Source organism: Bradyrhizobium sp. CCBAU 21365, from assembly GCF_015291305.1.
Lineage (GTDB): Bacteria > Pseudomonadota > Alphaproteobacteria > Rhizobiales > Xanthobacteraceae > Bradyrhizobium > Bradyrhizobium elkanii.
Genome location: NZ_CP030036.1, coordinates 1,338,339 through 1,352,199 on the forward strand (window position 1 = coordinate 1,338,339; position 13,861 = coordinate 1,352,199).

A 13,861-nucleotide genomic window follows, 5' to 3' on the forward strand; every position below is an offset into this window, starting at 1 on the left:
TTAAGCCGCAGCCTTCTTCTCGTCGCGCAATTGGCGGCGCAGGATCTTGCCGACATTGGTCTTCGGCAGGTCGGTCCTGAACTCGATCTGCTTCGGCACCTTGTAGGCGGTGAGCTGGGTGGCACTGAACTTGATGATGTCCTCGGCGGTGACGTTCGGGTCCTTCTTGACCACGAAGGCCTTCACCGCTTCGCCGGACTTCGCATCGGGCACGCCGATCACGGCGCATTCGAGCACGCCCGGATGGCTTGCGATCACTTCCTCGATCTCGTTCGGATAGACGTTGAAGCCGGAGACCAGGATCATGTCCTTCTTGCGGTCGACGATCTTGGTGTAGCCCTTCTCGTCCATCACGCCGATGTCGCCGGTGCGGAAGTAACCGTCCGCGGTCATCACGCGCGCGGTTTCGTCAGGCCTGTTCCAGTAGCCCGCCATCACCTGCGGACCCTTGGCGCAGATCTCGCCGGCTTCGCCGAGCGGCAACTCATTGCCGTCGTCGTCGCGGATCGAGAGCCAGGTCGACGGGACGGGAAGTCCGATCGTCCCGGAGAACTCCTCGATCGTCGCAGGATTGCACGTCAGGGTCGGCGACGTCTCCGACAGGCCATAGCCTTCCGACAACGAGATGCCCGTGACCTTCAACCATTTCTCGGCGACCGACCTTTGCGTCGCCATGCCGCCGCCGTTGGCGATCTTCAGCTTGGAGAAGTCGAGCTTGTCGAAACCGGGCGTGTTCAGCAGGCCGTTGTAGAGGGTGTTGACCGCCGGGAAGAAGCTGACCTGGTACTTCGACAGCTCCTTGACGAAGCCCGCCATGTCGCGCGGATTCGGAATCAGCAGATTGGTGCCGCCGGCCCGCATGCCCAGCAGATAGCAGGCGGTGAGCGCGAAGACGTGATAGAGCGGCAGCGCGCAGACGATGACCATCTGTTCGACGATCGGCGGCTTCGCCAGCGCCGGCTGCAGCCAGGCGTCGTTCTGCAGCACGTTGGCCAGGATGTTGCGGTGGAGCAGGGTCGCGCCCTTGGAGACGCCGGTGGTGCCGCCGGTATATTGCAGGAAGGCGACGTCATCGAGCGTCAGCGTCGGTTTGTTGAGCTTGCCGGCGCGGCCGGCTGACAGCGCCTCGTTGAAGCCGACGGCGCCCGGGATCGACCAGGCCGGCACCATCTTCTTCACCCGGCGCACCACCAGATTGACGATCACGCCCTTGAGGCCGAGCAGGTCGCCCATGCTGCCGACGATCACGTGCTTGACCGCGGTATTGGGAAGTACCTTCTGCACGGTGGTGGCAAAGTTCTCCAGCACGATGATCGCCTCCGCGCCCGAATCCTTGAGCTGGTGCTCGAGCTCGCGCGGCGTGTAGAGCGGGTTGACGTTGACCACGGCATAGCCGGCGCGCAGCACGGCGGCGGTCGCGATCGGATATTGCAGCACGTTCGGCATCATCAGCGCGACCCGCGCGCCCTTCTGCAGGCCCTTGCTCTGCAGGTAGCCGCCGAGCGCCGTCGACATCTCGTCGAGCTCGCGATAGGTGATCGCCTTGTCCATGCAGATGAACGCCTTGCGATCGGCGAATTTCTTGAAGCTCTCTTCCAGCAATTCGACCAGCGACGAATATTGCGTGACGTCGATATCCGCGGGCACGCCGGCCGGATAATGCTTGAGCCAGATGCGCTCCATGATGGTCAATCCCCTCTCTCAAATTTGGCTGATGCCCCGGATTGCTTCCGGGTTTTCCGACCTTTGGCCGCGTTATTTCAGGCAGTATTGAGCGATGCCGCGGCCGATGGCAAGCCGCTGCGCGTTATCGACGCATTGGAGGAAATGACGGTCGGAAATGACGGTCGGAAAGGACGGTCGGAAATGACGGGCGGGCGTTCTGCTAGCCGGCAGGCTTGGCGTCGGCTTTCGGCTTGTCGGCAGCCTTGGGTTTGTCGGCCGCAGTCTTGGGCTTGTCAGCCGAAGTCTTGGGCTTGGCAGCCGGCTTTGCCGCCGCCGGCTTGCCGGCAGGCTTTGCGGCGGCGGGCTTGTCCGCCGCGGCCGTCTTCGCAGCTGCGGCATCCGGCTTGGCATTGGCGTGACGCGCGGGCTTGGCCGCCGCCGGCTTGCTGTCCGACTTGCTGTCCGACTTGGAGGCGCTCTTGGTGTCGGCCTTCGCGTCATCGGCCGCATCGGGCTTCTTGCCCGCGACGCGGCTGTGCTTGCCCTTGGCCCGCTTGACCGGCTGCATCTTCTCGGTGTCGGCCTCGACCGCGGCGATCAGCGCAGCCCCGGTCTTGGTCGGCCCCGTATAAACCACGACCGGTTCGGAGGCTGCGGCCGGCTGCGCCAGCATGTCGGCCGGCTTGGCCGGCATCGCGGCCTGCAGGCCCGAGGCGAAGAAGCTGACGCCGCCGTCGCCATTGGTGCTGGAGCTTCCGGCGCTGGCAATGGTGTCATCTGCGTCCTCGTCGCTGGCGGGCCGCTTGTGCTTGGGGCCGCACATCTCCTCGCGCAGGTTCGGCGGCGTGGAATCGATCGGCACCAGATTGTCGACGGTGCCGAGCGAGGGCCGCAGCCACGCCAGCCCGTTATTGGCAAAGCCACGATCCAGAAGCTGCGCGGCGCGGATCGCGCGCATGCGGCCTGACGAGGCGCCGAGCACCACGGCGATCAGCCGCTTGCCGTCGCGCGTCGCCGACGCCACGAGATTGTAGCCGGAGGCGCAGATGAAGCCGGTCTTGAAGCCATCGGCGCCGGGATAGCGGCCGATCAGCTTGTTGAAGTTCTGGGTGATGCGGCGGCCGAAGCGGATCGACGGGATGTGGACGAAATACTCATATTCCGGCAGGTCGCGGATGATGGCGCGGGCGAGGATCGCCATGTCGCGCGCCGAGGTGATCTGGCCGTCGGCGGGCAGGCCGTTCGGATTGACGTAGCTGGTTTGCGTCATGCCGAGCTTTTGCGCGGTCTGGTTCATCATCCCGGCAAAGCCGTCGATCGAACCGCCGATGCCCTCGGCCAGCACCACGGCCATGTCGTTGGCCGACTTCACCAGCATCATCTTCAGCGCGTTGTCGACGGTGACCTGGGTGCCGGGCCGGAAGCCCATCTTCGAGGGCGACTGCGAAGCTGCGGTCGGCGACACCGTGAGCAGCGTGTCGAGCGAGACGCGGCCGTCCTTGACCGCCTTCAGCGTCACATAGGCCGTCATCATCTTGCTGAGCGAAGCCGGGTACCACGGCATCGTCGCATTGTCGGCCTGCAGCACCTTTCCGGAATCGGCCTCGACAACCAGCAGCGCCTCGGCTTGCGCCATTTGCGGCGCGGCGACGGCGAGCATCGCGACGGCCAGAATCCATTTCAATGACGGGCGAGGAAGGTGCACGAATCCGGTTCCGGTCCTTTGAGACCCGCCTTGAAAAAAGGAGGTCTTGCGATTGTGACGTACGGGTTTCAAGCGTGTCCGGCGCCGCATTGCGGCGATGCAAACCCTATACCGGCTTGCCAGCAGAGAACAGAGGCCGGGGAATTATATCGTGGACGAAATCGGCTGAATTTCGGCAGCCGCCTCAATTGGAAAGGCGGGAATTATGGTGTCTCGATGCCGGCGCGCGCCTGTTCCTGGACCATGAACTGGGCCCGCGCCAGCTCGGCAAAACGCCCGCCTTTCGCCACCAGTTCATCGAAAGTTCCGCTTTCGATCACCCGCCCCTGGTCGAACAGCAGGATGCGGGTGGCGTGGCGGATGGTGGAGAGGCGGTGCGCGATCACGAAGGTGGTGCGGCCCTTCATCACTTCATCGAGAGCGGCATTCACCTTGGCCTCGGTAACGGCGTCGAGGGCGCTGGTGGCCTCGTCGAGGATCAGGATCGGCGGATCCTTCAGCAGCGCACGCGCGATCGACAGCCGCTGGCGTTCGCCGCCGGACAGCATGCGGCCGCGCTCGCCGGCATGGGTATCGAACTTCTTTTCGCTGCGCTCGATGAAATCCAGCGCCTGGGCGCGCGCCGCCGCGGTACGCAGCTCCTCATCGGTCGCGTCGGGCTTGCCGACGCGCAGATTGTCGGCGAGCGAGCGGTTGAACAGCAGCGCCTCCTGGAACACCACGCCGATGTTTCGCCGCAGCGCCGTCAGCTTCAGCGCGCGTATGTCCATACCGTCGATCCTGATGATGCCCGATTGCGGATCGAACGCGCGATGCAGCAGTGCGATCGCGGTGGATTTGCCGGCGCCGGTCGAGCCGACCAGCGCGATGGTCTGGCCCGGTAGGGCGGTGAAGCTGAGATCCTCGATCGCCGGCCGCTTGCCGTCATAGGAGAACGAGACGTCGTCGAACTCGACGAGGCCGGACAACCGTCCGGGATCGACCGCGCCGGGCCGGTCGCGCACCGCCGGCACCGCATCGAGCACGTCGAAGAACTCCTGCAGGCGCGGCGCTTCCATGAACACGTTGTTGATGAAGCTCACCACCTGCTCGAGCTTCTGGATCAGCATGGTGGCGAACGAGACGAACATCACGATCTCGCCGACCGTGGTGAGGTTCTGGTTATGCAGCGCGATGCCGACGGTGAAGATCGCGAGCACCGTGATCGTGGTCGAGGCGCGCGTGATCACGGTGACCAGCGCCCACCATGACAGCACCGGCATCTGCACCGCGAGCAGCTTGTCGGCGACGTAGCGCAGGCCCTGCACCTCGGAATCGATCCGCACGAAGCTCTGCACCAGCGCGACATTGCCGAGCGCGTCCGAGGCGCGCGCCGAGAGGTCGCTGTAATAGGCCTCGACCTCGCTCTGCATGCCGTAGGTCTTGCGCACCACCAGCGTGGTCAGCACGGTGAACACGACGCAGAGCCCGAACAGCAGGAGCGCCAGCCGCCAGTTGATGTAGAGCGAAAGCGGCAACAGCACGATCAGCGACATGATCGCGGCGAAATGCTCGCGGAAGAAGCCGAGCCAGAGCCGCCACAGCGCGTCGGTGCCGTTCAGCATCACCTTCATCAGCCGCCCGGAATGGGTGCCGGAATGGAAGGTCAGCGGCAGCTGCAGGATGTGCTCGAAATAATCGGTCAGCACCGCCTGGCGCTGGCGGTGCGCCAGCCGGTCGGCCTGCAGCGCCACGATCGCGCTGCAGCCGATCGTGAACAGGCCGAACGCCGCCCAGGCGACGAGCAGCGGCCATGCCGAGGACGTCGCGAACAGTCCGGTGACCGGCCGGCCCGACAGCACGTCGACGATCTTGCCGAACAGCACCGGCTCGGCGAATTGCGCGCCGGCGAGCAGCACGTTGGCGATGGCCAGGATCCAGCCGAGCCGCGCCTCCTTGCCGAGCAGTTCGAGGACGCGGGTATAGAGGCGAAGCATGGACATGCCGGCGGGACTCGCAAGCGGTGGGCGCCCGATCAGGCGGGATGCAATTTAATCAGGGTTCGCGATGCAGGGCCAGCGGGTGAGCGCGTCATCCTCAGGGTGACGGTGATTGTGGCGAGCGGCTCCCCACGCCGTCGTCCTGGCGAAAGCCAGGACCCATAGCCACCGAATTTGATTGAGAGCGGGATAGTGGCCCCAGCGTCGCGCAACAATAAACGGCTGGGGTAATGGGTCCTGGCTTTCGCCAGGACGACGCTGAACATTTGGTGCCGCTCGTCAGCCGTGCATTCGCATGCTCTCAGTTCACCAGCCGGGCGTCGATCGGCGGCAGGAAAGCCTCGTCGAAGATGTCGGCGGCGTGCGGCCGCTTCTGGAATTTGAAGTCCTCCGCGAGCTGGTCGACCGAGCGCTCGAAGCGCTCCGCCTCGATGCCGCCGATGCCGTCGCGCTTCACCTCGCTGGTCAGGATGTTGTCGCGGATGATGGCGTTCAGCCGCTCCAGCTCCAGATCGCGCGAGCCGCCATCCATCCGGCTCGCGACCTCGCCGGCGGCGCGGGCCGGATCCTTGACCGCGAGGTTGGTGCCGCCGATCGCCGCGCGCACGAATCCCTTCACCGCATCCGGCTTCGCGGCGGCAAGGCGCGGGCTGACGATCACGGCAAAGCCGTAGGCCTCGCAGCCATAGTCGGCGAAGCGCAGCACCGCGAGATCGTCGGCGGGCACGCCGCGATCACGCAAATTGATCGCCGAGAGATAGGAGAAGCCGGTGACGGCATCGATCTGGCCGGCGGAGAGCATCGGCTCGCGCACCGCGGCGCTGATCGTGCTTTGCTTGACGCTCGACAGCTTGATGCCGTTCTGCTTCGCGACCGCGGGCCATAGTTGGATCGAGAGGTCGCCCTCGGCGACGCCGAGGCTCTTGCCCTGCATGTCGGTCAGCGTCCTGATGCCGCGGCTCCTGCGCGCGATGATCGCATAGGGCGCCTGGTTGAACAGCACGAACACCGCCTTGACGGGCGCAGCACCAGGCTTGTCGCGAAAGCGGATCAGCGAGTTGATGTCGACGAGGGCGAAATCGCTCGAGCCGTCGGCGACGCGCGCGATGGCATCCGCCGAACTGGTCGCGACGTTGGTGCCGACCGCAAGGCCCTCGGCGCTGAACAGGCCGCCGGTCGACGCCATCACGAATGGCGCTGCGGCGGCATCAAGCGGACGGTCGAGCGTGAACTGGATGGTGAGCGGCGGCAGGTCGCTGGCGCGCAGCGGCGTCAACGCCGGCCACACGCCCCCCGCGAGGCCGATCATGCCGGCCAGTATCCAGCGGAGAACGGTGGTCCGACTTACCTGCATCATGACATCCGGGAGGCGAGACAAAGTGCCGCGCCGGCGCGCCTGCTTCATGACATCGAATGCGCCAGAGCAAGCGTCAATTTCAAGCGTTAATTGCAGGCATTTTGCCCCAGGCAAGGTGAACGGTCGATGACTGCCAGGCTTCGGCTTGCCATGTTTTCACCTCAGGTCGTTCAGCTTGCATTCGGTTTGGGGAACCTAATCTGGAGGCAGTGGGTTAGCTAACCAAGGCCCGTCGGGCCGGCTTCCACAAAGGATGACTGCAATGTTTGCGCGAAAAGGTGTTTTTTCGTCCATTGGCCGCGCAGCCACATTGGCAACGGTTGCCGCGGTGGCGTTGACGGCCGTCGAGCCGACGATGGCGTTCGCAGGCTCTGCTTCGGCAGGCAAGGCGACCGCTGTGACGACGTCACAAGGCACGAGCGGCGCGACCGACATCAGTGCCCGCCGTCGCTACTATGGCGGTGGTGGCGCAGCGGCTGCGGCTGCGTTCGCCGGGATCGTCGGTACGGGTCTTGCGATCGCCGCAGCCCAGAGCCGCCGCGACTACTACGACTCCTACGGCTACTATGGCGGCCCGGGCTACTACGGTGGTCCCGTCTACTATGGTGGCGGCCCGGTCTATTACGGCGGCGGACCGTACTATGGTTACCGGGGCTATTACGGGCGGCGGTCGCAACTGCCGTATCAGCCGTACTGACCGCCCTCGGCGGTTCTCAGAATTGTCACAAAGCATCCAATCCACCGGCCGCGCGCCGGTGGATTTTTTCGTCGTCGCCGTTAACACGCTGGCGACGCGTTTCGACTAGGCTCGAAGCATGAGTGATTCGATCGAGCGGCTTTACCAGGCGGTGATCGCGGCCAAGGATCTTGATCCGGCTACGTCGCGCACGGCACGGCTGTTCCAGCGCGGGCCGGCCAAGATGGCCAAGAAGCTCGCCGAGGAAGCGATCGAAGTCGTGATCGACGCCGTCAGCGGCAAGTCGGACGCCGTCATCCGCGAAAGCGCCGACCTGTTCTACAATCTTGCCGTTCTCTGGGCGTCGGCCGGCGTGAAGCCGGAGGATGTCTGGCGCGAGATGGAGCGGCGCGAACGGCTGCTCGGGATCGCCGAGAAGCTGCCGAAGTCGCCGGTCAAGCTGCCCAAAACGGCGCCGGTCCCGGTGGCTCGGCGCCGAATTGTCGCGCTGGAGAGCCGGCTGCGCAAACGGCAGCCGTAAATCAACCAAATTCGGCCCAATCCCGGCATGGACAAATCCGCTCCATGATGGTTCATCGCGCCCATGTTGAAACGGACTTACGATTGGTGCGTCGACGCGGCCGACAAGCCCTATGCGCTGTGGATTCTCGCGGCCGTCGCCTTCGCTGAGAGCTCCTTCTTCCCGATCCCTCCCGACATCATGCTGCTGCCGATGTCGCTGGCGCGGCCGAAGCGGGCGTGGTGGTTCGCGGCGGTCTGCACGGCGGCGTCAGTTGCCGGCGGCGTGCTCGGCTATGCGATCGGCGCACTGCTCTACGACTCGCTCGGGCAGTGGCTGATCCATCTCTACGGCCTCTCCGACAAGGTCGACGCGTTCCGCGCCTCCTACGCCGAATGGGGCGCCGTGATCATCCTGCTGAAGGGACTGACGCCGATCCCCTACAAGCTCGTGACGATCACCTCGGGCTTTGCCGGTTACAACATCTGGCTGTTCATCCTGTGCTCGATCGTCGCACGCGGCGGCCGCTTCTTCTTCGTCGCGGTGCTGCTCAACCGCTATGGCGATTTCATCCGCGCTGAGCTCGAAAGGCGGCTCGGCCTGTGGGTCGCGATCGGCGCGATCGTGCTGGTGCTGGGCTTTGTTGTCGCGTTCAAGCTGATCTAGTGTGCTGAATGCGAAGTTCGTGCGATTTCGCGGCAGCCACTTTCACGAACTTCGCATTCATAAAGCACACTAGAATCATAAGTTTGCTAGTGTCCTTATCGAATCCGAAGTTCGCTCCGAAGGTGCGGCAAATGATGCGAACTTCGGATTCGGGACACTAGCGACGGACCGCTTGCAGCTTTGTCTGCGAGCGGCTTCGGGTTACGCTCGCCGCGATGGCTGATGGAATCGCGGACCTGCTCGATCCTGCCGGGCTCACGCTCGTCAGGCTTACGCGTGCAAAGGCGCGCATTGTGCTGGCGGGTCTTGTGCTGTCGGGTCTTGCGCTGTCGATGACACTGACGACCCTCGACCGCAGCTGGGCCCAGACAGCACCGCCGGCGCTTGGCGTGCAGTCGCCGGCGCAGCAGCCGATCCCGCCTCAGCAGCAGCAGATCGAGCTGCCGCCGGCGCCGGTCGAGCGCGAGAATCCCGGGCTGATCAACGAAATCGGAAAGCTGTTCGAGAAGTCGAAATCGGCGCTGCCGCCGCTGAAGAGCCCCGGCGAGACCATCAACGACCTGTCGAACATCGCGCGCCCCTCGACGGTGGTGACCGGACGCGCGGCCTGCGTGGTGGCCTCGAACGGTGCGCCGGACTGCAAGATCGGCGCCGACCGGCTGTGCCAGAGCAAGGGGTTTCGGGAAGGCAAGGGCATCGATACCGACGCCTCCGAGAAATGCTCGCCGCTGGTCTATCTGCCGGGCCACAAGCGCGGCCCGAACGACTGCAGGACGGAAAATTTCGTGACACGGGCCGTCTGCCAATAGCGGCGGCCAGGCTTTGCGTCTGGGATGCCAGGCACCTGCGAAAACACGGTTTCAGGATGAGGATTTGTCATCCTTTTGCAGCGCCAAAACGCAATCCTTGACACTGGAAAGATTGCCTTGTTGGTATGACGATCAGCATTCGAGACCAACCAACGACCAACGCTCGAGGATCCGCTTCCAATGTCCATGCCTGCTCTGTTCAAGGGCCGCCTGTCTCTTCCCGTGATCGGGGCGCCGCTGTTCATCATCTCCGTGCCCGACCTCGTTATCGCGCAGTGCAAGGCCGGCGTGGTCGGCTCGTTTCCGGCGTTGAACGCGCGGCCGCCGGAGCTGCTCGACGAATGGCTGTACCGGATCAAGGAAGAGCTCGCCGCCTATGACAAGGCGCATCCGGAGCGGCCGTCGGCGCCGTTCGCGGTGAACCAGATCGTGCACAAGTCGAACAACCGGCTCGATCACGACATGGCGCTTTGCGAGAAGCACAAGGTGCCGATGATCATCTCCTCGCTCGGCGCGCGCGAGGAGCTCAACCAGGCGGTCCATGGCTGGGGCGGCATCGTCTTCCACGACGTGATCAACCAGAAGTTCGCGCACAAGGCGATCGAGAAAGGCGCCGACGGCCTGATCCTGGTCGCGGCCGGCGCCGGCGGTCATGCCGGCACGCTGTCGCCGTTTCCGTTCGTGGCGGAGACGCGACAATGGTTCGATGGGCCGATCGCGCTGTCGGGCACCATCTCCAACGGCCGCGCCATCCGCGCGGCCCGCATCATCGGTGCCGACTTCGCCTATATCGGCTCGGCCTTCATCGCGACCAAGGAGGCGAACGCGGTCGAGGGCTACAAGAGCATGATCACCAATTCGTCCGCCGAGGACATCGTCTACTCCAACCTGTTCACCGGCGTGCACGGCAATTATCTGAAGCCGTCGATCGTCGCAGCCGGCATGGACCCGGAAAACCTGCCGACCTCCGATCCCTCGAAGATGAGCTTCGGCACCGATGCATCCGGCGAGCGCGCCAAGCCGAAGGCCTGGAAGGAGATCTGGGGCTCGGGCCAGGGCGTCGGCAGCATCTCCAAGGTGGTGCCTGCAGCCGAGCTGATCGCCCGGTTCAGAAAAGAGTATGAAGACGCGGTCGATCCGGCGCTTGCCTGATGGAGCCGATCTTTCGCGTCGACGGCGACCGCGTCGTCACCAGTCCCGATGCCGCGGGTCCTTGGGACCCGCGAATGCAGCATGGTTCCGCGCCGGCGGCGCTGGTGGTGTGGGCGGCCGAGGCCATTCCGACGCCGGTGCCGATGCGGATCGCGCGCGTCACCATCGACCTGATGCGCCCGGTGCCGGTGGCGCCGCTGACCGTGCAGAGTGAGATCCTGCGCGACGGCCGCAAGATCCAGCTCTGCGGCGTCAGGTTGCTCGCCGACGGTGTCGTGGTCGTTTCGGCCAGCGTGCTCAAGATCAAGCAACAGACGGCCGAATTGCCGCCGGACATCACAGCGCTTGCCGTCGATCTGCCGGGCCCCGACGAAAGTATGATCGAGCCAGGCAACCTTGCGAACAGTCCGTTCGTGAAATGCATCTCGATGCGGGCCGCGCGCGGCCGCTTCGGCGTGATGGGACCTGGTGCGATCTGGTTCCGCGTTGACCGCCCGTTGATTGCGGGCGCCGCCGTCTCGCAGGCGATGCGGGCAGTGGTTGCCTCGGACTTCTCCAACGGCACCTCGCCGGCGCTCGATTTCAGCCAATGGACCTTCATCAACGCCGATCTCTCGGTGAGTCTCGCGCGCGAGCCGGTCGGCGACTGGATCCTGCTCGACGGCCAGTCCTGGATCGGGCCCGACGGCGCCGGGCTTGCAATGTCGCGGCTCGCCGATCAGCGCGGCTATTTCGGCCAGGCGGTCCAGAGCCTGGTCATCGAGCGGCGCTAGCTCGGGCTATGTTTCTTCGATCTCCCCTGAAAAAGGGGGGTCTTTGCCCGCCAGAGCAAAGCGGCTGGGATCAGCTCTCTCGACTTGCAGCATCACCTAGGCTGACCCCCATCCCGACCTTCTCCCTTTCAGGGGGAAGACGAAGTCCCGTCACGTCTACTGTGCATGGGGTTGTTTCACCGATTCGCGGTGCAGGAGCGCCGCGACTGCCCCTGCGGCAAAATAACTCCGCCTCCCGGGAACGGTTGGCGGCACGTGCGAGTTTCGCTCCCGTTAGGGGGTCCCATGATGCGTATTGATCCCGCCGCCGGCATTGTGGCCATGGCCGTCCGGCGGTTGTGTGATGTGCCGGCCGGTGTCGACGCCCGGCCGCCGCAGGGACAGACGCGATGAAGCCTGGTCCGTCCTCGGAACGCGCGGTCATCCTCGCCGCGAGCGAGCGGGACGCCGTCAAGACTGCCCACCTGATCAAGGAAGCCGGCTATTACGCCAACATCTGCGCTGACCTCGCCGAGCTCGAACGTCAGATCGCAAACGGGGCAGGCCTTGCCATCATTGCCGACGAGGTGATCAAGGCCGCCGACCTCGCCGGCCTGACGCACTGGCTGAACGAGCAGCCGTCATGGTCGGATTTTCCCATCGTGCTGATCAGCGAGAAGGGGGGACCCGAGCGCAATCCCGAAGCCGCGCGGCTCGGACGGGCGCTCGGCAATGTCACCTTCATCGAGCGGCCGTTCCATCCGACCACGCTGGTAAGCCTGGTCGCCGCGACGGTGCGCGGCCGCCGCCGCCAATACCAGACCCGTCAGATCCTCGAGGATCTGACCGAGAGCGAAGGTCTGCTGCAGACTGCGCTTAATGCCGGTCATCTCGGCGCGCTCGAGCTTCATCTGCCGGATTTCGAGCTCGAGGCGTCGCCGACCTGCAAGGCGTTCTTCGGCCGCGGGCCCGGCGATCGCTTCACCTATCAGGATCTGCTCGATGCGGTGCATCCCGACGACCGCGCCCGCCGCAACGAAATCGTCGAGCAGACGCTGCGCAGCGGCGCCGACTACCGGATCGAATACCGCAACATCTGGCCCGACGGCACCCAGCACTGGGTCGATGTGCGCGCCCGCGCGGTGCGCCGGGTGGACGGCAGCATCCGCTCGCTGGTCGGGGTCTGCTCCGACATCACCGCGCGCAAGACCGCGGAGATCGAGCGCGAGGCGCTGCTGGCGCAGCTCGCCGCCGAGCGCACCGCGCTTGCCGAACTCACCGCGACGCTGGAGCAGCGGGTCGAGCAGCGCACCGCCGACCTGATGAAGGAGGTCGCCGCGCGCGAGCGGGCCCAGGAACAGCTCCGCCATGCGCAGAAGATGGAGGCGATCGGCCAGCTCACCGGCGGCGTCGCGCACGACTTCAACAATCTGCTGATGGCGGTGATGGGCAATCTCGATCTGCTGCGCAAGCGCATGCCGGAGGATCCGCGCCTGCGTCGCCTGGTCGACGGCGCATTGCAGGGCGCCGAGCGCGGCGCGTCGTTGACGCAGCGGCTGCTGGCATTCGCGCGGCAGCAGGATCTGCGCGCGGTGCCGGTCGATCTCGGCGCGCTGGTGCGCGATATGAGCAATCTGCTCGAGCGCTCGCTCGGACCGCGCATCATGCTGCGGCTCGACATTCCCGAGGGGCTGCCGCTGGCCTGCGTCGATAGCAACCAGCTCGAGCTTGCGGTTCTCAACCTTGCGATCAATGCACGCGACGCGATGCCGGATGGCGGCCTGATCGAGATCCGCCTCGCGGCCTGGCAGGCGAAGAATGATCCGACGCTGCAGCCTGGCGACTATTTGAAGCTCTCGGTGATCGACAGCGGCACCGGGATGTCGCCGGACGTGCTGAAGCGCGCGATCGAGCCGTTTTTCTCGTCGAAGCCGGTGGGCAAGGGCACCGGGCTCGGCCTGTCGATGGTGCATGGGCTCGCCGTGCAGCTCGGCGGCGAGCTGCAGCTGTCGAGCGCGGTCGGCAAGGGCACCACGGCTGCGCTGGTGCTGCCGGTTGCAACGGCGGTGCCGGAAGTCGAGAGCCCGGCGCCTGCGGCGCAGACGGTCAAGCGCTCGGCGGTGATCCTGCTGGTGGACGATGATCCGTTGATCGCGATGTCCACCATGGAAATGCTGGAGGACCTCGGTCACCGCGTGATCGGCGTAAATTCCGGACCGCAGGCGCTCGAAATCCTCAGGAGCGACCAGGAGATCGACCTGATGATGACCGATCACGTGATGCCCGGCATGACCGGCATCGAACTCGCCGCGGCTTCGCGCAAGGTGCGGCCGCAGCTCCTGGTGCTGCTCGCCACCGGCTATGCCGAACTGCCCGACGGCACCCAGGTCGACCTGCCGCGGCTGGCCAAGCCCTATCACCAGGATCAGCTGCGCGACCGGCTCGATCGGTTGCTCGGGCAGGGGGGGCAGCGGCCGGAGGCGGCTGGCACCGACAGTCCCGCCACACCTTCCGCGCTGTCCCCGTCACCCTGAGGTGCGAGCGGAGCGAGCCTCGAAGGGCGCCGGCCCACTGGTGCCG

The 13,861-nt window shown here is 65.3% G+C and carries 11 protein-coding genes; 7 read left to right on the plus strand and 4 right to left on the minus strand.

The features are described 5' to 3' along the window. The 4 genes from XI02_RS06255 to XI02_RS06270 all read right to left on the minus strand — a co-directional run bounded on the left by XI02_RS06255 (window position 1) and on the right by XI02_RS06270 (window position 6,703). On the minus strand, window positions 1-1,683 hold the full coding sequence (locus XI02_RS06255; RefSeq protein ID WP_018269654.1) for a long-chain fatty acid--CoA ligase: 1,683 nt from the start codon (window positions 1,681-1,683) through the stop codon (window positions 1-3). 202 nt (window positions 1,684-1,885) lie between these two features. Further along, window positions 1,886-3,370 (minus strand): D-alanyl-D-alanine carboxypeptidase family protein, encoded by a 1,485-nt coding sequence (locus tag XI02_RS06260; RefSeq protein ID WP_370143853.1) that lies wholly within the window; start codon window positions 3,368-3,370, stop codon window positions 1,886-1,888. A 203-nt stretch (window positions 3,371-3,573) separates the two neighbouring features. Next, entirely contained in the window at window positions 3,574-5,352 is a 1,779-nt protein-coding gene (locus XI02_RS06265; RefSeq protein ID WP_018269656.1) for a glucan ABC transporter ATP-binding protein/ permease, read from the minus strand. A gap of 298 nt (window positions 5,353-5,650) precedes the next feature. Further along, entirely contained in the window at window positions 5,651-6,703 is a 1,053-nt protein-coding gene (locus tag XI02_RS06270) for an ABC transporter substrate-binding protein (RefSeq protein ID WP_244981169.1), read from the minus strand. 265 nt (window positions 6,704-6,968) lie between these two features. On the opposite strand from XI02_RS06270, the gene XI02_RS06275 reads away from it, so the two are divergent. The 7 genes from XI02_RS06275 (at window position 6,969) to XI02_RS06305 (ending at window position 13,815) form a co-directional block, all read left to right on the plus strand. Continuing rightward, complete coding sequence (locus XI02_RS06275) at window positions 6,969-7,403, plus strand: hypothetical protein (RefSeq protein ID WP_026192198.1); 435 nt, start codon at window positions 6,969-6,971, stop codon at window positions 7,401-7,403. Between the two features lie 118 nt (window positions 7,404-7,521). Further along, the gene (gene hisE, locus XI02_RS06280; RefSeq protein WP_018269659.1) at window positions 7,522-7,923 is read left to right on the plus strand and encodes a phosphoribosyl-ATP diphosphatase; all 402 of its coding nucleotides are present in this window, start codon (window positions 7,522-7,524) and stop codon (window positions 7,921-7,923) included. Between the two features lie 63 nt (window positions 7,924-7,986). Further along, window positions 7,987-8,568 (plus strand): YqaA family protein, encoded by a 582-nt coding sequence (locus tag XI02_RS06285; protein WP_172648830.1) that lies wholly within the window; start codon window positions 7,987-7,989, stop codon window positions 8,566-8,568. Window positions 8,569-8,783: 215 nt separating this feature from the next. Next, the gene (locus XI02_RS06290; RefSeq protein ID WP_069275805.1) at window positions 8,784-9,377 is read left to right on the plus strand and encodes a hypothetical protein; all 594 of its coding nucleotides are present in this window, start codon (window positions 8,784-8,786) and stop codon (window positions 9,375-9,377) included. A 180-nt stretch (window positions 9,378-9,557) separates the two neighbouring features. Further along, complete coding sequence (locus XI02_RS06295; protein WP_016844911.1) at window positions 9,558-10,529, plus strand: nitronate monooxygenase family protein; 972 nt, start codon at window positions 9,558-9,560, stop codon at window positions 10,527-10,529. Beyond that, window positions 10,529-11,302: a thioesterase family protein gene (locus tag XI02_RS06300; RefSeq protein WP_172648829.1), complete on the plus strand. Its 774-nt coding sequence runs from the start codon at window positions 10,529-10,531 to the stop codon at window positions 11,300-11,302. The genes XI02_RS06295 and XI02_RS06300 overlap by 1 nt, the downstream gene beginning before the upstream one ends. Window positions 11,303-11,691: 389 nt before the next feature. After that, the gene (locus XI02_RS06305) at window positions 11,692-13,815 is read left to right on the plus strand and encodes an ATP-binding protein (protein ID WP_172648828.1); all 2,124 of its coding nucleotides are present in this window, start codon (window positions 11,692-11,694) and stop codon (window positions 13,813-13,815) included. Window positions 13,816-13,861 lie beyond the last annotated feature (46 nt).

Excerpts from the sequence above, each read along its gene's own strand:
- XI02_RS06295 (WP_016844911.1), top strand. The coding sequence starts at position 9,558 with ATGTCCATGCCTGCTCTGTTCAAGGGCCGCCTGTCTCTTCCCGTGATC.
- XI02_RS06290 (WP_069275805.1), top strand. The coding sequence starts at position 8,784 with ATGGCTGATGGAATCGCGGACCTGCTCGATCCTGCCGGGCTCACGCTC.
- XI02_RS06255 (WP_018269654.1), bottom strand. The coding sequence starts at position 1,683 with ATGGAGCGCATCTGGCTCAAGCATTATCCGGCCGGCGTGCCCGCGGAT.
- XI02_RS06270 (WP_244981169.1), bottom strand. The coding sequence starts at position 6,703 with ATGCAGGTAAGTCGGACCACCGTTCTCCGCTGGATACTGGCCGGCATG.
- XI02_RS06305 (WP_172648828.1), top strand. The coding sequence starts at position 11,692 with ATGAAGCCTGGTCCGTCCTCGGAACGCGCGGTCATCCTCGCCGCGAGC.
- XI02_RS06285 (WP_172648830.1), top strand. The coding sequence starts at position 7,987 with ATGTTGAAACGGACTTACGATTGGTGCGTCGACGCGGCCGACAAGCCC.
- XI02_RS06275 (WP_026192198.1), top strand. The coding sequence starts at position 6,969 with ATGTTTGCGCGAAAAGGTGTTTTTTCGTCCATTGGCCGCGCAGCCACA.
- XI02_RS06265 (WP_018269656.1), bottom strand. The coding sequence starts at position 5,352 with ATGTCCATGCTTCGCCTCTATACCCGCGTCCTCGAACTGCTCGGCAAG.
- hisE (WP_018269659.1), top strand. The coding sequence starts at position 7,522 with ATGAGTGATTCGATCGAGCGGCTTTACCAGGCGGTGATCGCGGCCAAG.
- XI02_RS06300 (WP_172648829.1), top strand. The coding sequence starts at position 10,529 with ATGGAGCCGATCTTTCGCGTCGACGGCGACCGCGTCGTCACCAGTCCC.